This window comes from Phycisphaerales bacterium AB-hyl4, from assembly GCA_041821185.1.
Lineage (GTDB): Bacteria > Planctomycetota > Phycisphaerae > Phycisphaerales > Phycisphaeraceae > Natronomicrosphaera > Natronomicrosphaera hydrolytica.
The window spans coordinates 55,151-79,096 of record JBGUBD010000003.1 but is presented as its reverse complement, the minus strand read 5'-3'; the positions used below and the strand labels follow the sequence as shown (position 1 = coordinate 79,096).

22 protein-coding genes and 1 tRNA gene are annotated in these 23,946 nt (G+C 61.3%); 11 read left to right on the top strand and 12 right to left on the bottom strand.

Going from position 1 to position 23,946, the window contains the following annotated elements:
• Window positions 1–124: 124 nt before the first annotated feature.
• Window positions 125–1,285 (bottom strand): Gfo/Idh/MocA family protein, encoded by a 1,161-nt coding sequence (locus ACERK3_05000; GenBank protein ID MFA9477648.1) that lies wholly within the window; start codon window positions 1,283–1,285, stop codon window positions 125–127.
• Between the two features lie 175 nt (window positions 1,286–1,460).
• Between ACERK3_05000 and ACERK3_04995 the strand changes: the two genes are divergently transcribed.
• The gene (locus tag ACERK3_04995) at window positions 1,461–2,663 is read left to right on the top strand and encodes a pyridoxal phosphate-dependent aminotransferase (GenBank protein ID MFA9477647.1); all 1,203 of its coding nucleotides are present in this window, start codon (window positions 1,461–1,463) and stop codon (window positions 2,661–2,663) included.
• A gap of 92 nt (window positions 2,664–2,755) precedes the next feature.
• A protein-coding gene (prfB, locus tag ACERK3_04990; GenBank protein MFA9477646.1) for a peptide chain release factor 2 occupies window positions 2,756–3,902 on the top strand; the annotation gives its coding sequence in 2 pieces (ribosomal slippage) (window positions 2,756–2,854 and window positions 2,856–3,902; 1,146 coding nt in all).
• Window positions 3,903–4,015: 113 nt separating this feature from the next.
• Here prfB and ACERK3_04985 read toward each other — a convergent pair.
• From ACERK3_04985 to ACERK3_04970, 4 genes are all read right to left on the bottom strand, one after another.
• On the bottom strand, window positions 4,016–4,657 hold the full coding sequence (locus tag ACERK3_04985) for a hypothetical protein (GenBank protein ID MFA9477645.1): 642 nt from the start codon (window positions 4,655–4,657) through the stop codon (window positions 4,016–4,018).
• Window positions 4,658–4,938: 281 nt separating this feature from the next.
• Window positions 4,939–5,607, bottom strand: a complete 669-nt coding sequence (locus ACERK3_04980; protein ID MFA9477644.1) for an MBL fold metallo-hydrolase — start codon at window positions 5,605–5,607, stop codon at window positions 4,939–4,941.
• A 65-nt stretch (window positions 5,608–5,672) separates the two neighbouring features.
• Window positions 5,673–6,218, bottom strand: coding sequence for a pantetheine-phosphate adenylyltransferase (coaD, locus tag ACERK3_04975; protein MFA9477643.1), 546 nt, complete (start codon window positions 6,216–6,218; stop codon window positions 5,673–5,675).
• A gap of 328 nt (window positions 6,219–6,546) precedes the next feature.
• Window positions 6,547–7,980, bottom strand: a complete 1,434-nt coding sequence (locus tag ACERK3_04970) for a hypothetical protein (GenBank protein ID MFA9477642.1) — start codon at window positions 7,978–7,980, stop codon at window positions 6,547–6,549.
• A gap of 275 nt (window positions 7,981–8,255) precedes the next feature.
• On the opposite strand from ACERK3_04970, the gene ACERK3_04965 reads away from it, so the two are divergent.
• Both ACERK3_04965 and ACERK3_04960 read left to right on the top strand, forming a co-directional pair.
• Window positions 8,256–9,401, top strand: coding sequence for a GntR family transcriptional regulator (locus ACERK3_04965; GenBank protein MFA9477641.1), 1,146 nt, complete (start codon window positions 8,256–8,258; stop codon window positions 9,399–9,401).
• A 235-nt stretch (window positions 9,402–9,636) separates the two neighbouring features.
• Window positions 9,637–10,269 carry a hypothetical protein gene (locus ACERK3_04960; protein MFA9477640.1) on the top strand — a complete coding sequence of 211 codons (633 nt, stop codon included), beginning with the start codon at window positions 9,637–9,639 and terminating at the stop codon, window positions 10,267–10,269.
• Between the two features lie 62 nt (window positions 10,270–10,331).
• Here the strand turns inward: ACERK3_04960 and ACERK3_04955 are convergent, their stop codons facing one another.
• Entirely contained in the window at window positions 10,332–10,868 is a 537-nt protein-coding gene (locus ACERK3_04955; protein ID MFA9477639.1) for a hypothetical protein, read from the bottom strand.
• Between ACERK3_04955 and ACERK3_04950 the strand changes: the two genes are divergently transcribed.
• Both ACERK3_04950 and ACERK3_04945 read left to right on the top strand, forming a co-directional pair.
• The gene (locus tag ACERK3_04950; protein MFA9477638.1) at window positions 10,812–11,786 is read left to right on the top strand and encodes a right-handed parallel beta-helix repeat-containing protein; all 975 of its coding nucleotides are present in this window, start codon (window positions 10,812–10,814) and stop codon (window positions 11,784–11,786) included. The genes ACERK3_04955 and ACERK3_04950 overlap by 57 nt on opposite strands.
• Window positions 11,787–11,896: 110 nt before the next feature.
• Window positions 11,897–12,682 (top strand): PEP-CTERM sorting domain-containing protein, encoded by a 786-nt coding sequence (locus ACERK3_04945; protein ID MFA9477637.1) that lies wholly within the window; start codon window positions 11,897–11,899, stop codon window positions 12,680–12,682.
• A 466-nt stretch (window positions 12,683–13,148) separates the two neighbouring features.
• Here ACERK3_04945 and ACERK3_04940 read toward each other — a convergent pair.
• Window positions 13,149–13,221, bottom strand: a tRNA-Lys gene (locus ACERK3_04940).
• Between the two features lie 253 nt (window positions 13,222–13,474).
• Window positions 13,475–14,266, bottom strand: coding sequence for a tyrosine-protein phosphatase (locus tag ACERK3_04935; GenBank protein MFA9477636.1), 792 nt, complete (start codon window positions 14,264–14,266; stop codon window positions 13,475–13,477).
• Window positions 14,267–15,018: 752 nt separating this feature from the next.
• On the opposite strand from ACERK3_04935, the gene ACERK3_04930 reads away from it, so the two are divergent.
• Window positions 15,019–15,312 carry a hypothetical protein gene (locus ACERK3_04930; GenBank protein MFA9477635.1) on the top strand — a complete coding sequence of 98 codons (294 nt, stop codon included), beginning with the start codon at window positions 15,019–15,021 and terminating at the stop codon, window positions 15,310–15,312.
• A gap of 332 nt (window positions 15,313–15,644) precedes the next feature.
• Window positions 15,645–16,913: a hypothetical protein gene (locus ACERK3_04925; GenBank protein MFA9477634.1), complete on the top strand. Its 1,269-nt coding sequence runs from the start codon at window positions 15,645–15,647 to the stop codon at window positions 16,911–16,913.
• A 141-nt stretch (window positions 16,914–17,054) separates the two neighbouring features.
• Here ACERK3_04925 and ACERK3_04920 read toward each other — a convergent pair whose 3' ends face one another.
• Entirely contained in the window at window positions 17,055–18,320 is a 1,266-nt protein-coding gene (locus ACERK3_04920; protein ID MFA9477633.1) for an FIST N-terminal domain-containing protein, read from the bottom strand.
• Between the two features lie 85 nt (window positions 18,321–18,405).
• Window positions 18,406–18,729: a PGPGW domain-containing protein gene (locus ACERK3_04915; GenBank protein MFA9477632.1), complete on the bottom strand. Its 324-nt coding sequence runs from the start codon at window positions 18,727–18,729 to the stop codon at window positions 18,406–18,408.
• Between the two features lie 73 nt (window positions 18,730–18,802).
• Between ACERK3_04915 and ACERK3_04910 the strand changes: the two genes are divergently transcribed.
• Window positions 18,803–19,258: a GNAT family N-acetyltransferase gene (locus tag ACERK3_04910; protein ID MFA9477631.1), complete on the top strand. Its 456-nt coding sequence runs from the start codon at window positions 18,803–18,805 to the stop codon at window positions 19,256–19,258.
• Here the strand turns inward: ACERK3_04910 and ACERK3_04905 are convergent.
• Window positions 19,228–19,671: a DUF2784 domain-containing protein gene (locus tag ACERK3_04905; GenBank protein ID MFA9477630.1), complete on the bottom strand. Its 444-nt coding sequence runs from the start codon at window positions 19,669–19,671 to the stop codon at window positions 19,228–19,230. The genes ACERK3_04910 and ACERK3_04905 overlap by 31 nt on opposite strands.
• 156 nt (window positions 19,672–19,827) lie before the next feature.
• On the opposite strand from ACERK3_04905, the gene ACERK3_04900 reads away from it, so the two are divergent.
• Together ACERK3_04900 and ACERK3_04895 are read left to right on the top strand one after the other, a co-directional pair.
• On the top strand, window positions 19,828–20,520 hold the full coding sequence (locus tag ACERK3_04900; GenBank protein ID MFA9477629.1) for a response regulator: 693 nt from the start codon (window positions 19,828–19,830) through the stop codon (window positions 20,518–20,520).
• 512 nt (window positions 20,521–21,032) lie between these two features.
• Window positions 21,033–21,368, top strand: coding sequence for a hypothetical protein (locus tag ACERK3_04895; GenBank protein ID MFA9477628.1), 336 nt, complete (start codon window positions 21,033–21,035; stop codon window positions 21,366–21,368).
• Between the two features lie 354 nt (window positions 21,369–21,722).
• On the opposite strand, the gene fusA is transcribed toward ACERK3_04895, so the two are convergent.
• On the bottom strand, window positions 21,723–23,876 hold the full coding sequence (gene fusA / locus ACERK3_04890) for an elongation factor G (GenBank protein MFA9477627.1): 2,154 nt from the start codon (window positions 23,874–23,876) through the stop codon (window positions 21,723–21,725).
• Window positions 23,877–23,946: the final 70 nt, after the last annotated feature.

Genomic DNA, 23,946 nt, shown 5'->3' with positions numbered 1-23,946 from the left:
TCGGCCAGGAACAACGCATGCCCGCACAGCGACTGCCCCTCACGCCAAACAAATAAAAAACCCGCGGATGCACATGGCACATCCGCGGGTCTAGTTGTGTCTCTGTTACTCGATGCCTGACGGATCAGTACGTGCCCGCCAGGTCTGCCGCGCCGGTGTTCTTCACCTCGCGCTTCTTGAACGTCGAGTTCTTGATCAGGTCCTGCAACACGCCTTCAAACGCGTTGCGATCGGTCGGCAGGTCCACCGGCTGATGCTTCAGACCCGACATCAACATCGCGTTGCCCAACTCCAACCCGAGGATGCCCTCGGCCGCCGGAGCGATCAGCTTCTCGCCATGCAGAATCGCGTTGATGAAGTTCTCCGTGATCCCACGATGGCCAGGGTCTTTTTCACCGGGCTCGATCGAGATCGTGTCCCTGCTCGGCGTCGCGAAGCGCTCGGGACTGGTGGCCAGGAACTCACGCGTCGGCGTGCCGTTGCGCAGCAGTCGCACCGGCTTGCCCGGCTCGGCGATGATCGTGCCGTTGTCGCCCACGATCTCCAGCCGATTGATGCCCGAGCATTCCGCCGTCGACGTGACAAACGTGCCCGTCGCGCCGTTTTCAAACTCAAGCAGCGCGTTGACCTCGTCTTCCACTTCGATGTGGTGATACTTGCCCAGGCCCACTTGCGCTGCGGTCACGCGCTTCGGCTGCCCGACGAACCAGCAGAACAGGTCCAGGTTGTGCGGGCACTGGTTGATCAGCACGCCGCCGCCTTCGCCTTTCCATGTCGCACGCCACCCGCCCGAGTCGTAGTACGCCTGCGTGCGGAACCAACCTTGGATCGTCCAGCCGACGCGGATCAACTCGCCGACCGCGCCTTCGTCGATGAGGCGTTTCACGGCCCGCCACGTCGGGCTGGTCCGCTGGTTGAACATCCCGCAGTAGATCAGCTCCGGATGCTTCTTGTGCGCCTCGATCGTCTCCTGCGCAGCCTTGGCGGTAACTGCGATGGGCTTTTCGCACAGCACGTGCAAGCCCTTCTCGAAAGCAGCCAGGGTCAGCGGCGGGTGGTCGTAGTGCGGCGTCGCGATGAGCACCGCATCGACCTCGCCGGAGTTGATCAGCTCGTACCCGTCCGTAAAGGCCTTCACGCCATGCTCTTTCACGAGCAGCTCGGTTTCCTTCGGGTCGGGGTCGGCGACCGCGGTGAACTTCAGGCCCTTGACCTGGTCAAAATACTTGACATGCGATCGGCCCATGTTCCCATAGCCGATGACACCCAGACGAACTTGATCCATGTCGATACGCTCCCTCGAGGGTTGAGTACACTGATTAAAACAGTTGGCTTGGCCGACGTTTCTACAACCCGTTTATACCAGTGCCGACCGCCCCGGGCAAAGCCCCGCGTTGCCCGCATGGCACGGGCCAGCTACGCTGTGCGGCTGATTTCCCCCCGCTGCAAGGACCCGACCGATGCAACTTTCCAGCCGTGTGCAGGCCATCAAGCCCTCCGCCACCCTCGCCGTCACCGCCAAGAGCAAAGCCATGAAAGCCGAGGGCATCGATGTCGTCGGCTTCGGCGCCGGCGAACCGGACTTCGACACGCCCGAGCACATCAAAGACGCCGCCAAAAAAGCCCTCGACGACGGCGTCACCAAGTACCAGCCCACCCCCGGCACGCCCGCCGCACGCAAGGCCGTCGCCGACTACATGAACCAACGCTTCGGCTACAGCTTCGGCCCCGAACACGTGCTCATCTCCGCCGGCGGCAAGCACGCGCTCTACCTCGCCTTCGAAGCCCTGATCAACCCCGGCGACGAAGTCATCCTCCCCGCACCCTACTGGGTCAGCTATCCCGAGCAGGCCCGGCTCGCAGGTGCCGTCGTCCGCGAAGTGCCCGGCTCGGTCGGCAACGACTTCAAAATCACACCCGACCAGCTCGCCGCCGCCATCAACGAACGCACGAAAATCGTCGTCATCACCAGCCCCTCCAACCCCACCGGCACGACCTACACCCGCGACGAGCTCGCCGCGCTGGCCGAAGTCATCGCCAAGCATCCGCAGGTCATCGTCTTCTCCGACGAGATCTACGAACGCCTCGTCTACGGCGACACCACCGCCACCAGCTTCGCCTCCCTCAACGAACAGCTCGCCAAGCGAACCGTCACCTTCAACTGCCTCAGCAAAACCTACTCGATGACCGGCTGGCGCATCGGCTTCACCATCGCCGACCCCGCCCTCATCAAAGCCATGGCCGCCATGCAGGGCCAAATGACCTCCAACATCACCAGCTTCTGCTACGCCGCGATCCCCGCCGCCCTCGCCGGCCCGCAGGACGAAGTCGAAAACATGCGCCAAGCCTTCGAGCAGCGCGGCACGCACATGCACCAGCGCATCAGTGAGCTGTCCGGCGTCCGCTGCCCCAAGCCGACCGGCGCGTTCTATGTCTTCCCCGATATCTCCGAAGCCGCGTTCGGCAAGACCGACCCGGCGGGCAAGGCGATCAACAGCGCCGCCGACTTCGCCGAGTCACTGCTGGAGCACGCCAAGGTCGCCGTCGTGCCAGGCGAAGACTTCGGCGCACCGAACCACGTCCGCCTCAGCTTCGCGACCAGCCTCGAACAGATCGACAAGGGGCTGGACCGGATCGCCGACTACCTGTCGAAACTGCGATAGAATAAACTGACGTTTCCCATTAAGCCCACGGATGGCCATCCGTGGGCTTTGGTTTCTCCTGACTTTTACGCCCTAACCGATTGAACGCCACCATGACTGACAGCCCGAACAATTCACCCCTCGCAGCGGAAGGCGTCGCCGACCTGCTTGAGGATCTCAAGGCACGGGTGTTAAGCATCCGTGACTCTCTTTGACTACGACAACAAGGCCAACCGGCGGGCCGAGCTCGAAAAGCAGATGGAGCAGCCGGAGTTCTGGAACGAGCCCGACGCGGCGAACAAGGTCGTCACCGAACTGAAATCGGTCAAGGCCCAGATCGAACCGTTGCGCAAGGCGCAGCAGAAGATCGACGATGCGCTGCTCATGTGGGAGATGGCCGAGGAAGCCGACGATGCCGACACGCGCAACGAAGTCGCCCAGCAGTTGCCCGAGTTGCAAAAAGAACTCGACCGACTCGAAACCGTCTCGCTGCTGTCGGGCAAGTATGACGCGCGCAACTGCTACCTGAGCATCTACGCCCGCGAAGGCGGCACGGAAGCCCAGGACTGGACCGAAATGCTCATGCGCATGTACCTCTACTACTGCGAACGCATGGGCTGGGACGTCACCGAAGTCGACAAAAGCCACGGCGAAGAGGCTGGTCTCAAAGACGTCACCCTCCACGTCAAAGGCCCGCTCGCCTACGGCTATCTCTCCACCGAACGCGGCACGCACCGCCTCGCCCGCGTCTCGCCGTTCAACGCCCAGGGCAAGCGACAAACCAGCTTCGCCAGCGTCGACGTGACCCCCGAGTTCGAAGACACCGGCGCGATCACACTGGACGAAAACGACCTGGAAATCACCGCCTTCGCCCGCAGCTCCGGCCCCGGCGGGCAGAACGTGAACAAGGTCGCCTCGGCGGTGCGAATCGTCCACAAGCCCACCAGCTTGCAGGTCGTCTGCTCGGTACACAAAAGCCAGCAGCAAAACCGCAACATGGCCATGGCCATCCTCCTCGCCAAGATCGAACTGCTCGAAGAGCAGAAACGCGAGGCCGCCCAACTCGAGGCCGCCGGCGGCAAACTCGACATGGGCTGGGGCACGCAAATCCGCAGCTACGTCTTCTACGACAACCGCGTGAAAGACCACCGCACCAGCCACGAGCAAGGCAACCCGCAGTCCGTCATGGACGGCGACATCCACGGCTTCATCGAAGCCGAGCTCAAACGCCGAACCCGCGAACGCGGCGCGAAAAAGTAACCCACCACCAACGACAACCCCACCAACCCGACAACCCCACCAACGACGAAGCCCACGGCGTGACGCCGTGGGCTTCTTTCGTCGAACCCAAGCCTATGTCGTATGACACCCACTCACGCCGCGATCGCCGCCAGCGCGGGCGTGCGTGGCGGGTCGATCGGCCGACTGAGGCAGGCCAGTTGATACAGCTCCGCGGTGGTCGCTTCAAGGCGTGACAACCGGGACTCGAACCAGTTGCGAACGTCTGCCATCCGCACGCTCTGGCGAAACGCCGCGTCGGCCGCGAGCAGCCAGAGCACGAACGCAGCGCTGCGTGCCCGGTCCGCATCGCTGCGGTCGTCCCCCGCCCGGAACAGGCCGTCGCCATCCTGCATCTCACTCAGCGCCGCCAGCGCCCGGTCATGGGCCTCGTCGACCTCCGGCCCCGCCGCGGTCGGGTGATCCCGCCGCACCATCGCCAGCGCCGACACCGCCGCCGCCGTCGCCAGCGGGTCCGGCCGATCGTCCGCCAGAAACGCCCCCGACGCCGACTGCTCCGCCAACAGCGCCGCGATCATCGCCCGGCTAAGCGGCCCCGGCCCATACGTCAGCTCCACCACCCGCCGCAGCCCCATCGCGATCGCCGTCGCCCGCCCCTGCGACAGCCGAACCCGCAACGGCAGCGGCAAACGCAAGCCGTTGTCGAGCACCTGCCGCAGCAGCCGTTCGTGTTCCCCGGCGTGAAATTGCTTTTCGATGCGGTGCAGACTGAGCATGACAACCTCCGTGTGAATGGGTTCCGTTAGGGCTATCATGTGCCGAACACACAAGGCTGTCAAGGTGTTTTTGACGGTAAATGTTCGGGTGTCGACCGCTCACTGACAGGGGGCTGTCAGCGAACGGCCTCATTCTTTAAACGCAGTGCCCCGTCCGGGTTGCGTCCACCCTCCTACTCTAAATCTTAATCCAGGTTCCCACTCTTAATCCAAACCAGATTAGGAACCTGGATTAGGATTAGGAGTAGGAGTGGGAAAGGTCTGGCTCGATGCCAACCGCTCTAGAATCGGCGGGTCGGGTTATGTGTGATGTTGTCGTGGCCGGGGATGATCACGTCCGCGATCTCGATCGCTTCGACCAGACTCTCCTGGGCCTGCTGCGTGTCGTACGCCCCGCGGAGCACGCGCCCTTGTTCGAGGTGCTCGATGGTCGCCACCGCGTCGCCTGCGATCAGCGTCGTCGACCGCGTCTGGCTCAGCAGCAGCCCGCAAGTGCCCGGCGTAAAGCCCGGCAAGGGGAACAGATCAACATGCTCCGCCACCTTGTCCGGCGCAGCCACGCATCGCTTGAGCAGCGCAATCTCCTGTTGCAGCATCTCCCGCGATTCGTCGTCGCTGGCCTGGCGAAACTGCTCGACCAGCGCCGCGCCCATCGCCTCCCGCTCGGCCTCAGACACGATCCACCGGGCCTTGGGAAACGCGAGCAGCCCCATCCGATGCGCCGGGCGGAAGTTGGTCAGAAAGACGTCGGACACATCCTCCGGCTCGATGCCGGCCCGCTCGGACAGCCGCGCTGCGATCACCTGCCCCGGCAGGCCGGGGTCGACGAGAATCGTGCGGTCGCCGCTGCGGATGAGCGTCGTCGTCGCGTGTGGCGTCCGGGCTGCCCCCTGCCGATTCCAGAGTTCGTGCACACTGAGCACGCCGATGCTGATGATGCGATAGTCCATTGATTGTTCGCTAATGCCTGCCTGACATCTGATGCCTGATGCCTGATGCCTGATGCCTGATGCCTCTAATCTTTCAAATGATCCACATGCGCCCAAGGCAGCGTCCCGCCATGCTCCTGCTTCTTCTGCTTCAACCGTTCGATCACCACCGCCGGCAGCAGTCTCCCGAGGCGGTCGATCTCGCCGCCGGCCGCGATCTGCTTGATCAGCGTTGAGCTGGCAAACGCATACGTCTCGCCGGTCATGATGAACACCGTCTCGATGTCCGCGATCGAACGGTTGGTCAGTGCAAGCTGAAACTCGAAGTTCAGATCGCTGACATTCCGCAACCCGCGCACGATGGCGGTCGCGTTAATGCTGCGAGCGAAGTCGACCGTCAACCCCTGGTACACCGCCACCTCGACATGATCGTCACACTCGGCCCGGATGATCTGTTCAATGATCGCCTGGCGTTCGTCCATGTCGAACAGCCGCCGCTTGGCCGGGTTGTGACCGATCGCCACGACCAGTCGATCAAACAGCGCCTGCCCCCGGCGGATCACGTCCAGATGCCCGTTGGTGATCGGATCAAAAGTGCCGGGGAACAGCCCGATTTTCTCACATTTCGACATGGCGGGAGTATAGCAACGTTGCGCGACGCTCTCGCCTGGCCCGATCAATCGTCACAGTCGGCGTGACCGACGCGCGGGGCGAGAAAACCTCCGCTGACCGCTTGCCCTCCTTGGCGATGAATGTGATGCTTGTCCCGGTGAATCGACAACCCGCCCGCGCAGCTGCGGCGGACCAATCTCCCCTTCCTGCCCTGGATCGGGTCTCGAACCGGATCGCCTCCCCGGTCGAGACCCTTTTTTATGCGCGTCGCACGTATTACCCTTTATTTTCGAGGGCTTAATGCGAATTCAGAGCGACCTGTTCTCAAAACGCAACCCTTGTGTCGCCCTACCACCCGAGCCCCATCGCATCGACTTCCTCGCCACGCTCCAGCCATAACAGGCCCAGCAGCAGGAAGCCTACGCCATCGACCGCGTCATAGCGGTCTTCTCCCGGGTGACTGCGGAACATGTTCTGGGCAAATAAAACCGTTACCGCTTCGTTCGCAATTCGATGAGCCAATTTCAGGTATGCCGGCTCATCGAATACGGTATGGCATCCCAGCAGGAAATGAAGACATCGGCCGTAGTGCTCAGCGTAACCGCCCTGGCCGTTACGGGCGGGTAGTTCGCGATCAATCATATCGTGCCAACGCTCGCATGCGGTTCGATAGGTCGGCTTGCTCGTCAGCTGATAAAGCGACAAAGCAGCCTCCGCGCATTGCATCGGGTAGTCGTGGGCGGGGAACAAGGGACGCCATAAGTCAGCGTGATTGCCAGGCTCGTAAGGCGTCTGCGGCGGATCGAAAATCGGCGTTCCATCGGCCACACGCAATCGGCCGTAATACCGGCCCGCATTTTCATCGTACCCCACCGCCAACCAGGCACTCAGCGCCGCGTCGGCCATGTCGATCCACGCCGGCTCGTTCGCAAGGCCGGCGGCACGCACCAGACAGCCGGCCCAAAGCCCTGCCTCAGTGGTCGAGGTCGTCTTGTCCCAACGGTCGACGGTCGGATTGTTTTCGAGTAACCCGGTATTCGGGTGGCGATGTTCGAAGCTGAATCGGGCCATCGCCCGGGCCGGCTCAAGCAGGGCAGGGTCGCCGGTCTTGGCGTACAGCCATGCGAGCGATTCGATCATGGTCGCACCGTGCTCGATAAATGCGCAGCCGGATGTTCGACCTGCGTGACGATCAAACTCGCCAGTATCCGCGTTGACCAGATGCCCCGCCGCCGCGGCGCGGATGGCTCGATCGGTGGCGTGTGGATCTACCCGCCAGAACGTCTCCCACGCCGGGACGATGGGGCGAATTTCGTGCAGTTCGCCGGACTCGCTTTCCGGATCGCAAGGGATCGGGTCTTCGCGGCTTTTGAAGCGCATCACCACGTCGCGGAAGGCATCGTAGTAATAATGATTGCCCCACAGAAAGATGCCGTTCGAGGCGACGCACCGCTTCAGGAAATCGCGCACATAGGCGTCCGCGGCCCGGACATAGCGTTCGTCGTTCACACATCGTGAAAGGGCATGCGCCGCGACGACGGCTGGCTGATCCCAGTACAACGAACAGCCTTTGGGAGCGTCGATGTTGCGGTACACCCGCTTGCCGATGTGCTCGGGGCGCGTGTCGTCAATGGGATACCGGCCGGTGGCGGTATCGAGACTCGCCATCCACATGGCGGTGTGGTCCGGCCCATAGCAATCCAGCCCACTGGCAAGCACTTTGTCGAAATGAGCCTGAACCAGAGCCGAGAGGGTGTCGCAACGGGCGGCATTCGAATGCATTTGGATGGATTCCTGAGCCCCGGTCAATCATGGCCTTCTAAACACACGTCGCGACCTACGTTGGCGCTTGCAGAGCACCCGTAGTCGTACAATCCCGCACCTGTATGGTATACAAAACATTTTTGTATGCATATCAAATCGCACATCGCCCAAGTCTACAATAATACTACGGCATTAATCGCGTTTTTGTTGCATATTATCCGAGAATGCCGTTGACGAAAGCATCACATTGTGTAATGTGTACATACATTATCTTTCGTATTGTAGGAGTCCCTTTGACGACGCTACCCCGCTATATCCAGATTGCCAACGACATGATCGCCAAGCGCCCGGGGCTGAAACGCCCGATGCGACTGCCGGACGAACACACGTTGGCGGCCGAGCACAAGGTCGCGCGAGATACGATTCGCCGGGCATTGAAGTTGTTGCAACAGCAAGAGGCCGTGGTCCGTCGGCCGAGCCGAGGCACGTACCTTCAGCCGTTGATCTCGACGGCGACGAATCTCAAGGGTAAAGCCATCGGGTTCGTTCCGCCATCGTGGGCTAACTCAACCACCCACTGGTACACGTCGACCGTTTTTGAAGGCATCTCGAAGTGGGCTGACGAACAGAATTGCCACATCAGCGTCCTGCACACCAACCCGTATCCCACCAACGAAGACCAATGGCTTGACCGGGTACGGGAGCGGGATCTGGCTGGGTTGATTTGGCTGCACCCGCAGAGTCAGCAGGTTCCGCTGGTGGTGCGCACCTCCAAGATTCTGCCGCTCGTGGTTGCCGGACGCGACGTGCCGAAACAGAACATCCACAGCGTCAAGCCCAATCTGATGCAAGCCGCCGAATTGATCGACCGGCGATTAACCGAAATGGGGCACATGTCCTACGGCGTGGTCGGCAGCGACATCCTCGGCGGCTACAGCCAGAACTGGATCGAAGCGTTTAACGCCGCCTACGCCAAGCGCGGATCGCGATTCGAGCCGACCTTCAACTTCCTCGATATCAAGACGCTCTATCGGCGAAAGCTCGGCTCGCTGCTGATGGAGTACTACGAGCCTTGCCACCCAGACATCAAAGCGTATGTGATGACGCATTCAACATTCATGGCCTATCTGTTCGCCGACCCGATCTTCCGGGAATCCATCGGCAAGCAGCGAAGCATCGTCACCGTGGACTACGGCGTATACCCAATGGCCTCGTATTGGACAGGCCACGAGATTGACCATGTCGTCTGCGACTGGCCGCAGATCGGACGCCGGTCGGCCGAGGTTCTCTCAAGCCTGGTTTCCGACGAAATCGTTCCGCAGGTCGCCACCTCACCTGTCACATTTGTGCAAGGTGAAACCGTCTCAGCCTACCCGTCGAACGAAACCGTCATCGACACAGCCCTGTCTCGATCTGACACGCAGGAACCCGTGTCGTGACAGTTGCTTTGCCATGATCGTGCATCACAACAGGTCACGACGATCAAATGAGTACAGCAGGCCTGCATCAGTCAGCATGAGACGAACATCGAGAGTAACAATCATGGCAACCACGATACATGCCGCCGCACAACCGCCCGCTCCCAGGACGACGTCTTCGAATTATGGCCACGGCGCTCACCGTGCACCAGCCTTCACACTCATCGAATTACTCGTTGTAATATCAATCATTATATTGCTGATTGCAATCCTCCTGCCGACTCTAAGTACGGCGAGGCAGACCGCCTACCGCATTCAGTGCGCTTCGAATCACCGCCAGACCGGTATCGCAGCACTGATGTATGTTGAAGATTTCAACCAGTACATGGCGCCGGTCAGGGCCGTTAGCGATGGAGGAAACTTCTGGTATGACCGCATGCACGTCTACATCGGCCGCGATCTCGGAACCGCCGGCCGATTTGAACGCGACGAGACAGGCCACGTCTGGCATTGCCCGGCGGATTTCGATGCCGATCTGAAGCGCGTCAGCCTGGCGGTCAGTCGTGGCGTTGGCTTTGGTGATGGTTCTGGCGATGACATCTTCGTCCGCTACGGCCAGATGTGGCGGTACGCCGCCAGCCCTTTCTCGGTCGAACCCCTGCTCGGCTCGTTATCGAATACGGGCTGGTTCGCCGATGTCGCACAGCAGACCTATATCCGCCACCCCCAAGCCTCCAACGGCGGCTTTTTTAACTGGGTGCATCCCAACGACACGATCAATGCGGTCTTCATGGACGGGCACGTTGAAAACATTCCGGACCCGGACTTTTTCACCAATCTCGATGCGCGATCCGATCCGTTCTGGGCAAACTTTTTCTCCATGCCCTAGTGGTTCGCCCCACGTGACGAAAATCCAGATCATGCCTCGCAAACAACGGCATTAACCCGGTCTCAATTCATTAGGCGTTTTAGACCATCACAGAAAGAAGGAACAACATGAGACTTCGCGCTTTCAGCGACAAGACTTTTATGACGATCGCCGCACTGGCGGTTCTGATCACCATGGGACCGATGTGGCAGACGTCCCTCCTGGCCGACTCGACCGACCTGACCGACCCGGCCAAGGTTCGGCTGGTGCGTGAGGGCAATCTGAATGACGCCAACGCCGGCTGGTGGGGCTTTAATGAAGAAGACGCAACACAATATCTTCATGCCGCCATTCATTCCGGCGCTGACGTATTGACCGTGCCCAATATGGGTCGGCCGTGGATCGTGGGCCCAATCCGATTGCCCAGCGATATCACGATCATCTTCGAACCGGGCACAATTGTTGAAGCGAAGGCGGGCGAGTTTCAAGGACGAAGTCACAACCTCTTCAGAGCGGACAACAAAGAAAACATCACGCTTCGCGGTCACGGGGCGACCCTGCGAATGCGAAAACATGATTACCAGGATGCCGAGCAATATGAGCCGGCCGAATGGCGCCACACGCTATCGTTCCTCAGTTGCCGAAACGTGACCATTGAAGGGCTACGCCTCGAAAACAGCGGAGGCGACGGGATCTACTTCGGCGTCAGCGGCGCAGTCCGTTTTCTCGGCACCGACCGGGCAAGCGAGGCAGCTAAGCCCTACAACGAAAATATCGTGATTCGAGACGTTATTGCCGACGGCCATCATCGCCAGGGCATGAGCGTCATCAGCGCCATCGACATGCTCGTCGAGGATTCGGTATTCAAGAATACGAGCGGCACGGCTCCGGCAGCGGGCATCGACTTCGAACCGAACGCGCCGACCGACCGGCTTGAAAACATCGTCGTCCGCAACACGGTGCTCGACAACAACGAAGGGCATGGCCTGCTGATCTACCTGAACAAGATGAGCCGTGACACGGAGCCGATCTCCATTCGCGTTGAAAATGTTCACGTGAAAAACAGCGGCACCTATGGCATTTCAATTGGCGCGTTGAAGGACGATGGACCAACCGGCACGATCGAGTTTGTCGATTGTCTGATCGAGCGCACCGCTAAGGCGGGAGCGTATATCTACGACAAAGCGGCGGAACGGATCGACTTGCGATTCATCAACTGCACCTGGCGTGATGTGGCGAGAGGCAACGTGATCAGCCCTCGCATTCGACCGGAACGAATGGCGCCATATCCGATCACCGTCCACCTGCCTCGGCCGGCCTTTCTGGCGGGTACTCACTACTACGGCGGCGTCACATTCGAAAACTGTGTTATCGAAGACAGTCGAGATCGACCGGCGGTAAGAGCATACGCCAACAGTGGCGACCTCGTTCCTTCGAACATTCAGGGCAATATCAAAGTGAATAACCGGTTTGGCGTTCGGTATGACGTCGCTGAGGGAGCGACAAACATCGACCTTGAACTGTCGGCTTCCGATTAACAGGAAACCATGTGGCATAGTTCTGCCTTACCACCAACTAAGTATATGTAGTCGGCCGAGGGATGTTGTTCGGCCAGCAATGCGCTATCACTTTAACAAAGGAGGATCTTATGCATTTGGAACATAACCGAGCCGTGTGTGCTTCGTTGGTAATCGGGCTCGCGATGGGCCTTGCCGTCCCACCGGATGCTGATGCGAGTTACTGGATTGAAGATTTTGAGCAGCCAACCTATACGCCCGGGAATATCGTCGGCCAGGATCAGTGGGATACAGATGCCAATCCCGGCCTTCGCGAGATCGTCACCGGCGGCACGAATGGGCACCCCGACGCTGCCACAGGCAATCAGATGATGATGCTGCAAACCACCGGCAGCACCGCCACGCGTGCCCATCGTCAATGGAGTCCCACGCAGATCACCGACCCGTTCCAGATCGAGGTTTCATTAGCGTATGACAATGCGGGTTCGAATGGGATCAGCGGCTTCGTTTATATTCAAAATGCGGTAGGGTTCAACGGCGTGATATTCGGTTTCTGGGAAGGCAACTTTGCCGGCCGTGATGGTAACGACTGGACGACGATCGATACGAATGGTGTAACGCCGACGGCCGGAACGTTCTATCGCTTCGTCGTCGACATCCGACCGGCTGACATGACCTGGGACCTGACTATTTATGACGATCAGGATCAGGTACTCGGCTCGGCATCCAACTTTGCTTCTCGAAATAGCGTAAATCAGTTCTCATGGATTCGCCCCTACCTCTCCGACCCCAGTGGACCGGAGGCACGGCTGTATGTCGACGGTATCAGCATTATTCCCGAACCGGCGTCGCTGGCGTTGTTCAGCATTGGGGGATTACTGTTTCTGCGTCGGCGTGCACGAACGCGCGTCTTCTAAAGAATGCAGTACAGGCAGAAATTCACGATGCATCTTACGTGTGCTTCGGGACGCGAACCTGGAGGCATGGGCTGAAGTCCAGCGCGCTTTGCTCGCCCCAAGGTCGCAGTGATGCGAATGCTGCCCCGGGCGCACGAAGCCTGCCCGGTGGGCGAACCTCGCATCTGTCACGAAGTCAGCCAAAGCAATCTTCGCCGTACGTTCCACGACACCTGCAAGCGGGCGGGATTAAGCCCTGGGCGAAACGGTGCCACACGCTGCGGAAAAACCGCGAGACCGATCTGGCACAGTGCTTCCCGCAGTATGCCGTGGCCGAGCGGATGGGCCACGGCATCAAGGTATCGGCCCGGCAGTACCTGCAAGTGCCCGAATCGCTCTACTCGGAAGCGTCGGGCGTGGCACAAAATGTGGCACAAAAAAAAGGACTCCCGATCAGGTGATGATCGTAAGTCCTTGTCAGATCAAATGACCGGGGTGGGGCTCGAACCCACGACCAGCGGCTTAAAAGGCCGATGCTCTACCAACTGAGCTACCCGGTCGGGTCTCTGAGGAACGAAGCGGCGAACGTTCGCTTGCAGGCAGGTCGCCGGGCACATCGGCCACGAGTCTGCCCGCACATCTTTCAACCTTCGTCGCCAATCCGCTCGTTCATCCTTGCAACTTCGCTTGGCAAGGTTCAGATCGGCTAGTTTATCGCCAAATCCGCTGGTATCAAATCCAAGGCAAGCGTCTGAGTCGCTCGGCCCCGGATAAGCCGACGCAAACGGTCGGCTGGACAACAGAAGCAGTCCACTAACCATCGATGCCCAGGATCACCTGGCGAGGCAGGTCGATCGTTTTTCGGTCGATATCGTCAGCATCATAGCACTGGCGGGCGACCTCCAGGCCTGCAATGCGGGACGCGAGCGTGTCGGGACGATGTGCGTCCATGGCGAGCAATTGATACCGCCCCTCAGCGAGAAACTGACGTATCCACTTCTCCGCCTGCGGGCCTTCCTCGCCGGTGAGGCAGCGGAAGTTGCCCTGCAGACGGACGCCGCGCGACTGGAGGCTGTCGAGGTGTCGGGGCAGATCGTCGAGGCCGAGCCGTTCAGGGTGGGCGAGGATCGGCTGGTAGTCCCGTTCGATCAGCCAGTCGAAGGCGTCGTCGATCCATCGGCTCCACTGCGACTCCCAGAAGTCGAGCAGCACGAAGCGCGAGCCTGCGAGCGTGGGGGGTTCGTTTTCTTCCAGCCAATCGATGACACCGTCGAACAGGCGCAGCTCGCCGCCGGGCCAAAGTTGATAGTCGAGGCCGACGTGGTCGAGGTGTTTCTGAAGTTGAGCGGTCCATTGTCGGATGCGCGGCATGTCGTTATCGGGGAACAGGTCGGGCCAGATATGGGGCGTACATATCGAGCCGGTATAGCCGACGCGCTGAAGCTGCCGGATACATTCACAGGTCTGTTCGGGCGTTTTGCAGCCGTCGTCCACGCCGGGGATGAGGTGGCAGTGGATGTCGATGCGGCCGACGCGATGCGGCGGGAGCGGATTTTGCGGGTCCGGCTCGGGTCGTGACGCGGATGAGCAGAATTGATGTAACATCAGCTTGAAGAGACCTGTTTGTGTAATTTGGCGTGGTTCCGGGGGTAGCGGCCAATTATAGGGGGGCCGGCCCGCACGCGTCAGTGAGGCGACATTCTGGCGTAATCCGCTTCCGGCCGAAGCAGCCCGATGTTTCCGACAGAAGTCGCCCGGTGTCCCATAAAACCCATACTTAGGAGCCAATACGGGTTGCCCTTATATACGGCCGACCCGGTGCTCAGTAATATGGCTCTACTGAATCGACCCGGCCACGCCCGGTTGATTCAGCAAACCCGGTCATTCGGATTGCTGACTCAGATTTCATTCTCGCCACAGCCAGGAGAGGGAGAGAACGAGAGCTGGCTGGCAAGCGGAAAGGCGCGGTTCGTACGGGCTGGACATGCGACTATAACTGGCAGAGGCAACTCTGCCAAGGTGCACGGCCACGCGAAGGCCGAATGGCCGAAGCCAAAGCAAGCCCCGATCAGACCCGCTGCCGCCCCGTCCCTACCCGAACGGGCGGAACGAAATGAGCGGAAAGAGAAAGCCGGGATTTTGGGGGTTCCGGGGGACGCTGGGGCAGCCCGGGGGGCTCTGGGGAAGCCCGGGGGCAAGGGGACGAGGGGGCGGGGGGCGAAGGGGGATGCAGGGCGAGGGAGATGGAGGGGGTAGAGGAGTCCGGGGGATGTACGGGGGATGCTCCTTGGAGGGGGCAGTGCGAGGGGAGAAATAAACGTCGCCGGGAAACCGGGGAAAGGGAGAGGAATTTAGTCATGGATGCAGGCGAAAAATGGCGATTCGAATTGCAGGACGCTCGAGCGGATCGGATCTTCCTGGTTAAAGAACGTGATGGCGGGTTCAGCTCGTGGATCGCGATGGACCAGGTAAAGGAAGGGCATTGGGAGGCGGTCACCGACCTGCCGCCAGGCCACTACCGCATGCGCTATTTCCGCGCAGAGGGCCAGACCTTCTTCAACGCGGGCTCTTCGGGGCTCGTCGGCGAGCGCATCGCCGGCGACGACCCGGCTGTTACACTCGATTCGCTCCGGCCACTTGTTGCGGTCTGACCCCCTATTCATCAATCAAAAACCCCAGCCACCCGCCACCACGCTGCGAAGGCAATGCCTGCCACCGCTGCGATGTGGCGGGTTGCTTTTTTGGTCCACGTCACGGGCCAAGCCCCTTCGACGTGACGCCTGCCTTGTGTCGCAATCGAAATAAATGCTTGGTCAACGGTGGCCCCGTCGATAGCATGGGCCTTTGATATACAGTTGGACTGACCGCAATTCATTCGTAGCGTTTAGCCCCGCTACCCACAGCAGGGCTCTGGATGCGCCCCCTGAACCGCCCCCCGCACGGGCCATGCCATGGGCTTACGACGATGATGAGCTGGACCGCATTGGCACAGGCAACCGGGTTGACCGGCGTATTCGCGTCGCGCGTTTTCATACCCATCTTTGCCGCGGCCATGCTGCTGCGCTTCGGGCCTGACGTCCCCGGCGTCAACCAGCTCGGCATGCTGATGGGCATCGATCCCGCCGCCGTGCCGACCTGGTTCACACACGACGTCACGCTCTGGATCCTCGGCTCGCTCGCGCTGCTCGAACTGCTCGCCCACAAGAATGCCGAAGCAAGACAACTGCTCAACGATATCGACCCGTACATTAAGCCCATCGCCGCCGGCGCCACTCTGCTCGGCATCGCGACGGTCACGGACATGCAGTTCGTCGAAGAGCTTATCGACCCGCAAGCGCTCGACATGCTCATGGTGCAACACGCAGGCGTCGGGCTTTACATCCTGACCGCCTTCGTCGTCGGCGGCACGTTCATCGTCGCCACCGCACACAACGCGCTCGTACGCAACTTCATCGACATCGACGAAAGCGACGACACCGGCCTGATGAAAATCTTCAGCTGGGGCCAGGATCTCTGGGCCGCCTTCGGCATCCTCTTTCTCATCCTCTTCCCGATCATCATGGCTGTGCTGATCCTGATCGGCATCGGCATCATCCTGCTGTTGCAGAAACGCGCTCAAATCCGCGAAGAGCGATCGAAAGTCCCCTGCCCCGCCTGCCAGGAGCCGATGTACCGCGTCGCCATCGCCTGCGGCAACTGCGGCCACGACAACCCCAACGTCTGCCAACTCACCTGGCTGGGCACGTCCACCGCCCTGCTCACGCACAACAAGCCGGAACATCCGCTGCACCTGATCTCGTTCCGCCGCTGCCGCAAGTGCGCCACCCGCCTGCATAAGCGAACGCCGCATCAACAATGCCCCGCCTGTCAGACGCGCCCGTTCAACGACCCGACGGTGCTCAGCGAATATGACCGTCTGATCTCAAGCCGACTCGGGCCGGTGATGATCATCGGCGCCTTGCTGAGCCTCATCCCGATCGTCGGCCTGATCCCCGGCGTGATCTACTACCGCCTGGCAGTGGTCGCCCCCTACCGCCGATACCTCGGCCGAGGCCGGGCGCTGCTGATGCGCTGGCTGGTGCGAATCCTCGCCTTCTTCCTGATCCTGCTCCAGGTCGTGCCCGGCGTGGGCATCATCACCGTGCCCACTCTCGCCTGGCTTAGCCACAGAGTCTATCGCGGTGCGTTCCTCAAACAGTTGCAAGCCGCGCCGAGCACACCCGTGCCCACCACGCCTGTACCAGCGGCCTAAGCTGCGACATGTCATCTCAACGCAACGGTCGCCAGCGCCCGACCATCTACTTCGACCACGCGGCGCCTCACTTGCACCATTTAGCCGCGGTGCTTGCACCGCGCTCTTCGGCGCCGCACCGCGCTACTCATCGCTACCGCCCTACTCATCCGCCGACTCGCGGTCCGGTAGTGGCGGCGTGATGCCTTCCCATTGCGGCTCCGGTTGGCGGAACACAAGCAGGCTGGCGGTGTGGCCATGCACGAAATTTTCCGCACCCAGCGGGCCCAGCTCGCCCGCGGCGAAGAAGCCGGCCATCGGCACATCGCCCAACGCCGTGCGGACCGTCTCCACATCGACGTTCGGCTGATCAAAAAGATTGCTCCCACGCGACGCACACGTAAACAACATCGCCCCTTCGCCGGGCCCGTACAACCGCTGTGCTTCGAGCAGCATGGCGAAGTCATCGCTCGCGGTCTTCTGATCGCGCACGTGAAACTGCACCGTCTGCCCCACGCGGACCTGCGGGTCGCCGATGGCGATATAGCCCTGCTTCGGATCGACACCCACGAGGCCGCGGATGAGGAAGTCGCCCCGCCCGAAGTGAGATTTGTATTCGTTGACCACGCGGCCGACGAGCAGGCCGGCTGTCTCGACAAGCTCCTGGTCGTGGCCGTCGAGTTCCTGCGCCATTTCCTGTATCACTTCCAGCGCGTTTCGGCCGGCGAGTTGCTGAACAACATGCCGCCTCGCTTTAGTGATCACCAGCGGTTTGCCCACCGGCCGACAGCCCTGGCTCACCGTGGTCTGCACCGCGACGTTGCCGCTGATGGCGACGCCGACCGCGCCTTCGTCGAGCACCGTGCCGTTGAGCAGCAGGCGGTTCTGCTTCGGCCGTTTGCCCCCGCTGGCCATGCCTCCCACCACCGGCACGCCGGGAAACGCATCATTGATCGCCGGCAGCAGCTTCACCAACGGCGTCGAAAACGGGTCCGCCAGCAGGATGATCGCCTTGGGCTCATGCTCCGCTTCGTGCAGGTTCAGCGACTCCCGCATCGCCGTCGGCGACGCGAGCGCCTTCGGCCAATCAAGCTGCTCGTAACTGAACGGCTGAATGTGCGCCTCCGGCAGCGTCGCCGCCAGCACCGACACCGCCGGCCCCGACTCCACCTCACGCGGGCCGCCCAGCACGCCGCCGGCCGTGCAGCCGATGAGCACGCGCGGCTTGAACGTCTGCTGAAGGCGGTCGTAAAGATTCGAAAGATGCTCGCGATGGTCCGGCGTGAGGTAGACCGTCATCAGATCGACCTCGCCCGTCATCTGTCGGCCGAGCGTCTCAACAATCTCATCGCCCGCAGCAAAGGTGTCAGCCGTGCTCGTAAGCGCGGACGCGAAGTGCATACCGGTATGGGACTGAGGCGTACTCATCTCGTGCTACCCATGATAGCCGCGTCGGGGCCGTATGTAGAGCGGGAGGGGCAAAACGCACACCCGCCCAACCCGGCCATCCCGGTCACGCAGCTCTGCCATGAGGTGGAGCGTTTTCAGGCGTGCTTACCATTGAGCCCCCCATCGGCTCCGCCGACGGCCCGCCGACCAGCCGAAGCTTGCGGCACCAGCGTTCGGACACGCCCATCGTTCGGGCCGTGCGATGCGCTGCATGGCGCGTGCGGTCCATCATCCGCCGAGCGAAGACAAACTCCGTCGCAAGAATGCCAAAGCCCGCAAAGATCGTCAACCAGCCCGGCCCGGGCAGCACAAGCAACGCCAGACCGAGCATGACCACCGCCGAGCCGACGATGCCGATGCCAACGCGTTTGAGAGTTCGTGTAGTCACAACGACCATTGTAGTCATGCCGATCGCGGTTGATGTGGCCGACCGGTAGATCCACCCGCTATGATGACATGTCATGCACGCACGCCCCGAACCAGACTGGCAGACCTACCGCGGCAACGACACGCCCCCGCCCCAGGCGGCCGAGCTGCTCGGCAATGACGTCACCAAACGCTTCGCCGACTACGCCCAAGGCAATGCCACCACCGAGCCGATCGCCCTCGCAGCGGTCGACGAGCAAGGCCGCTGGCTCGCCGCGATCCTGCTGCTGATCGAACCCATGCAAGACGCCGACGAAACCGTGGGCTCGATCCATCAGCTCATCGTCCCCCCCGCCAGCCGTGGCCAGGGGCTCGCCGGCCGACTCATCCGTCGCGCCATGACCACCGCCAAAGACGCCGGCGCCGCCCGCCTTCGCTCCACCGCCGGCTGGGGCTGCCCGGATCACCTGGCCATGTACGACCGCCTCCGGTTCGACCGCCTCAACGCCCGCGAGCTACCCTACCTCGTCAGCAAGCCGCTCGACCGCTGACCGCCCGTCGGCCCACCACCATCGCCGCCCCGCCAACGCACCGGCACCAGCCACAACGACAGCACCACCAGCCCGCCGAACAGCGTATACGCCAGCGTGAACACCCACGGCTCCGCGTTGAAAAAGATCAACGGCTGCGACCAGTCCGCCACGAAACCCTGCTCATACGGGTCCTGACCCGCAGCCCGACGAAGATGATTTTCCAGCACCGTCAACGGGCATGCCACCCCCAGCCACGCCTGCACCACCACGATGCCGATCGCCACCAGATGCGCCGCGCGAAACCACACATGCCGCACCCACCGCCAGCCGGCCACACCGCCCACCAACGTCAACACCAGCCCGAAGACCACAAAGCCCACGAACGCGACGTGCGTCACCAATGTGATGTCAGCCAGCACACGATAAATCATCCTTACAGCATAGTGGGCCAACCCACCCCTCGGCAGAACGCCGGACGCAATTAAGGGAAACCCGCAACTCGCACATCCCACCCGGCGTCGCCCCATCACGAGCCTATGCTTCCTTGCAGGGAGGTGCTCGCTCATCTCCCCGCGGGAGCCGCACGGATGCGATTGCTCGTGATCGAAGACAACCTCCATTTGGCGGTCGCCATCGAACAAGGCCTCGCCGAGCAGGGATTCACCGTCGACGTCTCACGCAGCGGCCACGATGGCGAAGAACTCGCCGCCATCGAATCATACGACGTCATCATCCTCGACCTCATGCTCCCCGACCACGACGGCGTCCGCCTCTGCCAGAACCTCCGACGGCGCGGCGTCGCCACACCCGTGCTCATCGTCACCGCCCTCGCCGACACACGCGACAAAGTGATCGGCCTCAACGCCGGCGCGGACGACTACCTCACCAAACCATTCGACTTCGACGAACTCATCGCACGCGTGCGAGCGCTCATGCGCCGCGGCGGACAGGACAGCGCCGCCCGCCTCGAATATGAAGACATCACGATGGATCTGATCCAGCATCGCGTCGAGCGGGCCGGCAAGCCGATCGAACTCACGCGCAAAGAATTCTCGCTGCTCGAATATTTCCTGCGCAACCCCCACCGCCTGCTCACCCGCGCCGCCATCGGCGAACATGTGTGGGACATGAACTTCGATCCGTTCAGCAATGTGATCGATGTATACGTGTCGATGCTTCGCCGCAAGATCGACAAACCTTACGAACACGCGCTGATCCACACGATCATCGGCATGGGCTACTACTTCGGTCTTCGCGCACCGAACGAACCCGAAAGCTGACAAGCGGATTGCCTGACACACGGGCCTCGCGACCCACAATACGCATGTACCCTTGGTAGCTGAAATCAGCAATGGGGAATCCCCCCATACTCACCGCGGCCATCACCCGACCGGCTACCCCTGCTTCACACGCGTGCAGGCGGTTCCCATGCAACACAGACAATCCAGACCCCCAACGTGTGCGTACACTTTGTGAGTCACGAGGCCAAAGTGATCGCGTTTGCCGGCCTTGATCCGCTGGCCAGACCCATGAATGGAGGGACGCGGCATGGAACAGATAATGAGTATTTTTTTACATCAGTTTAAGATTGCTTTCATAGCGCACGCCTACGCTCACAGGTAAGTGGGGATGCATGGTTGGTAATCGGTGCCCGGCCGGGCGAATGCGACAACATCCGAACCAACCATGCAGTCCGTAACACCGAGAGAGGCACAACCACGAACACTCTAGCGAGTCAACACACGGGCCGTTTGGATTTTTACACGAAACAGGATTTGGAAGGAGCTTCACCATGAAACGCACCACGACTACTTTCGCCGCGATGTTTGCCGTAGCCATGTTCGGCGCCCCGGCGCTGATGATGACCGGCTGTGAACCGGAAGACTGGGAACCGACGCAGGAAAGAGAACAGGACCGAACCACGCCTCAACAGCAGCCTGCGGACGACCCGATGACAACGCCTCAACAGGATCAGCCGCAGCAGCAACAGCAGCAGCAGGACCAGTTCGATCAGCCGGGCCAGCAGGACCAGCAGCAGTTCGATGATCAGGATCAGGAAGAGCTCGGCGGCGTTGACGACGCCGACCAGGATCAAGACCGGGATCAGGATCAGAACGACCTGTACTAACGTCCCAATGGTTCGCAACCAGGCCGACCGAAAGGTCCGCGATTTCGACTCCCGGCTCGGTTGACTTCAGCCGAGCCACAAGGAAACGTCACCCGTGCGAGGCGGGCCGGCTGGATTCAGTCGACCCGCCTTTTTCTTTGTCCACTTCTTCTGCCCCCTGTTCTTCAGCCCTTCGGATCACCCTCCCCCGAAGCCCACGGATTCCATCCGTGGGTCCCACCCCCGCTCGAAACGCACGAACAACCGACACACGCTCCTCCCACAAAAAACCTTGACATCCTCGACACAAAAAAAGCCCTCGAACCGAAGTTCGAGGGCTTTGTGTTTCGTGCGTTAAATTGTGGGTCCCGTCGCTTACTCGCTGCCGCCGCCTTCGAGCACGGCCTTGGCGATGTTGTCCGGCACGGGGCGGTAGTCCAGCGGCTCCATCGAGTAGCTGGCTCGGCCCTGCGTCATGCCGCGAAGCTGCGTCGCATAGCCGAACATCTCGCTCAGCGGACACTCGGACGTGATGATCCGCGTGTTGGCTCGCTGCTCGGTGTCCGCGATCAGGCCGCGGCGCTTGTTGATGTCGCCGCTGACGCTGCCGAAGAATTCCTCCGGCGTCGTCACGATCACCTTCATCACCGGCTCAAGCAGTTGCAGCTTCGCCTTACGGCAGCCTTCCTGGAACGCCAGTCGACCGGCCTGTTCGAACGCGACCTGCGACGAGTCGACCTCATGGTACGAACCGTCGAGCAACGTCACCTTCACGCCCACCAGCGGATAGCCCGCCAGCACGCCCGACTTCGCCGTCTCTCGGCAGCCGTACTCGACCGACGGGATGTATTCCTTGGGAATCGAACCGCCGACGACCTTGTTCTCAAACGCCACGCCGTCGACCAGCTTCAGCTCATCCGCCTCGGCCTGCTCAGCGGTGTAAGGCTCAACCGTGATCGTACAATCACCAAACTGACCACGACCACCGGTCTGCTTCTTGTGCGTCCCGCGGGCCTCGGCCTTCTTCGTGATCGACTCGCGATACGCCACGCGCGGCTTGCCGACGTTCACGCCGACCTTCATGTCACGCGTCAGCTTCGTCTTGATGATGTCCAGGTGCAGCTCGCCCATGCCGGCGATGATCGTCTGTCCCGTTTCGTCGTCGTAGTGGCTGCGGAAGCTCGGGTCCTCGCGGCGGATCGTCGCCAACGCGTTGGACAGCTTTTCCTTGTCCGCCTGCGACGCCGGCTCGATCGACATCGAAATCACCGGCTCGGGGAACTCCATCCGCTCAAGCACGATTGGGGCATCCGCCGCACACAGCGTGTCGCCCGTGCCCGAGTTCTTCAGGCCCACCAGCGCCACGATCTCCCCCGCCCAAGCCTGGTCACGGCTGATCCGGTCCTTCGCGTGCATTTCAAAGATTCGGCTGACGATCTCACGCTTGCCGTTGGCCGAGTTCAGCACACGGCTGCCCTTCTCCAACGTGCCGGAGTACACCCGGGCATACGTCAGGTCGCCGTGCGTATCGGAAACGACCTTGAACACCAGCGCCGAGAAAGGCGCTTCGTGGTCGTGCGGCCGCGTGATCTTCTTTTCCTTGTCGTCAACCGCCGTGCCCTGCACTTCAGGCACCTGCTGCGGGTTGGGCAGATAGTTGATCACACCGTCGAGCAGCCGCTGCACACCGATGTACTTCAGTGCCGAGCCGCAGAACACCGGCTGAACCTTACGCTCCAGCGTGCCCTTACGCAGCGCCGCCATGATCTCATCAGGGGAGATCTCTTCTTCCATGATGAACTTTTCAGTCAGCCCCTCGTCCAGCTCCGCGGCCTTTTCGACCAGAGCATGACGCCACTTCTCGACTTCGTCCTTCAGGTCGTCGGGAATTTCTTTCTCTTCAACCTTCGCGCCGAGTTCCTCAGCGGAGAAGAAGTAGGCCTTCCGCGTCAACAAGTCGATGATGCCCTTGAAGTCGTCGCTCGCGCCAATGGGAATCTGCACCGCGACGGGGTTCGCACCGAGGCGTTCGATGATCGTGCCGAACGCGTAGTTGAAGTCCGCGCCCATCTTGTCCATCTTGTTGACGAAGCAGATACGCGGCACGCGGTAACGCTCGGCCTGACGCCAGACGGTTTCGGACTGGGCTTCAACGCCCTCCTTACCGTCGAAGACAACCACCGCACCGTCGAGCACGCGCATCGAGCGTTCGACTTCAATGGTGAAGTCGACGTGGCCGGGCGTGTCGATCAGGTTGCAGATGTAGTCCACGCCATCCTTCGGCCACGGGCAGGTCGTCGCCGCCGACTGGATGGTGATGCCGCGGGTCTGTTCGTCTTCGAGGAAGTCCATCGTGGCCGTGCCTTCGTGGACTTCACCCATCTTGTAGGTCTTGCCCGTGTAGTACAGCACACGCTCGGTGACGGTGGTCTTGCCGGCGTCGATGTGGGCGCAGATGCCGAAGTTACGGGTGCGCTCGATCCGGGATAGCTTTTTGCCTTCGCCGGCGGATGTGGTCGCGGTGCTCATGATGGTTTCTCGTAGGGCGTGGGCATGGCAGCGGTAACAAGGTCGCTGCCGGGCCGAGGTCCGTTCAATC

Bases quoted from the DNA above. Each gene is read 5' to 3' on its own strand.
- ACERK3_05000 (MFA9477648.1), bottom strand. From the start codon at position 1,285: ATGGATCAAGTTCGTCTGGGTGTCATCGGCTATGGGAACATGGGCCGA.
- ACERK3_04995 (MFA9477647.1), top strand. From the start codon at position 1,461: ATGCAACTTTCCAGCCGTGTGCAGGCCATCAAGCCCTCCGCCACCCTC.
- ACERK3_04985 (MFA9477645.1), bottom strand. From the start codon at position 4,657: ATGCTCAGTCTGCACCGCATCGAAAAGCAATTTCACGCCGGGGAACAC.
- ACERK3_04980 (MFA9477644.1), bottom strand. From the start codon at position 5,607: ATGGACTATCGCATCATCAGCATCGGCGTGCTCAGTGTGCACGAACTC.
- coaD (MFA9477643.1), bottom strand. From the start codon at position 6,218: ATGTCGAAATGTGAGAAAATCGGGCTGTTCCCCGGCACTTTTGATCCG.
- ACERK3_04970 (MFA9477642.1), bottom strand. From the start codon at position 7,980: ATGCATTCGAATGCCGCCCGTTGCGACACCCTCTCGGCTCTGGTTCAG.
- ACERK3_04950 (MFA9477638.1), top strand. From the start codon at position 10,812: ATGCGAAAACATGATTACCAGGATGCCGAGCAATATGAGCCGGCCGAA.
- ACERK3_04945 (MFA9477637.1), top strand. From the start codon at position 11,897: ATGCATTTGGAACATAACCGAGCCGTGTGTGCTTCGTTGGTAATCGGG.
- ACERK3_04935 (MFA9477636.1), bottom strand. From the start codon at position 14,266: ATGTTACATCAATTCTGCTCATCCGCGTCACGACCCGAGCCGGACCCG.
- ACERK3_04930 (MFA9477635.1), top strand. From the start codon at position 15,019: ATGGATGCAGGCGAAAAATGGCGATTCGAATTGCAGGACGCTCGAGCG.
- ACERK3_04920 (MFA9477633.1), bottom strand. From the start codon at position 18,320: ATGAGTACGCCTCAGTCCCATACCGGTATGCACTTCGCGTCCGCGCTT.
- ACERK3_04910 (MFA9477631.1), top strand. From the start codon at position 18,803: ATGCACGCACGCCCCGAACCAGACTGGCAGACCTACCGCGGCAACGAC.
- ACERK3_04905 (MFA9477630.1), bottom strand. From the start codon at position 19,671: ATGATTTATCGTGTGCTGGCTGACATCACATTGGTGACGCACGTCGCG.
- ACERK3_04900 (MFA9477629.1), top strand. From the start codon at position 19,828: ATGCGATTGCTCGTGATCGAAGACAACCTCCATTTGGCGGTCGCCATC.
- ACERK3_04895 (MFA9477628.1), top strand. From the start codon at position 21,033: ATGAAACGCACCACGACTACTTTCGCCGCGATGTTTGCCGTAGCCATG.
- fusA (MFA9477627.1), bottom strand. From the start codon at position 23,876: ATGAGCACCGCGACCACATCCGCCGGCGAAGGCAAAAAGCTATCCCGG.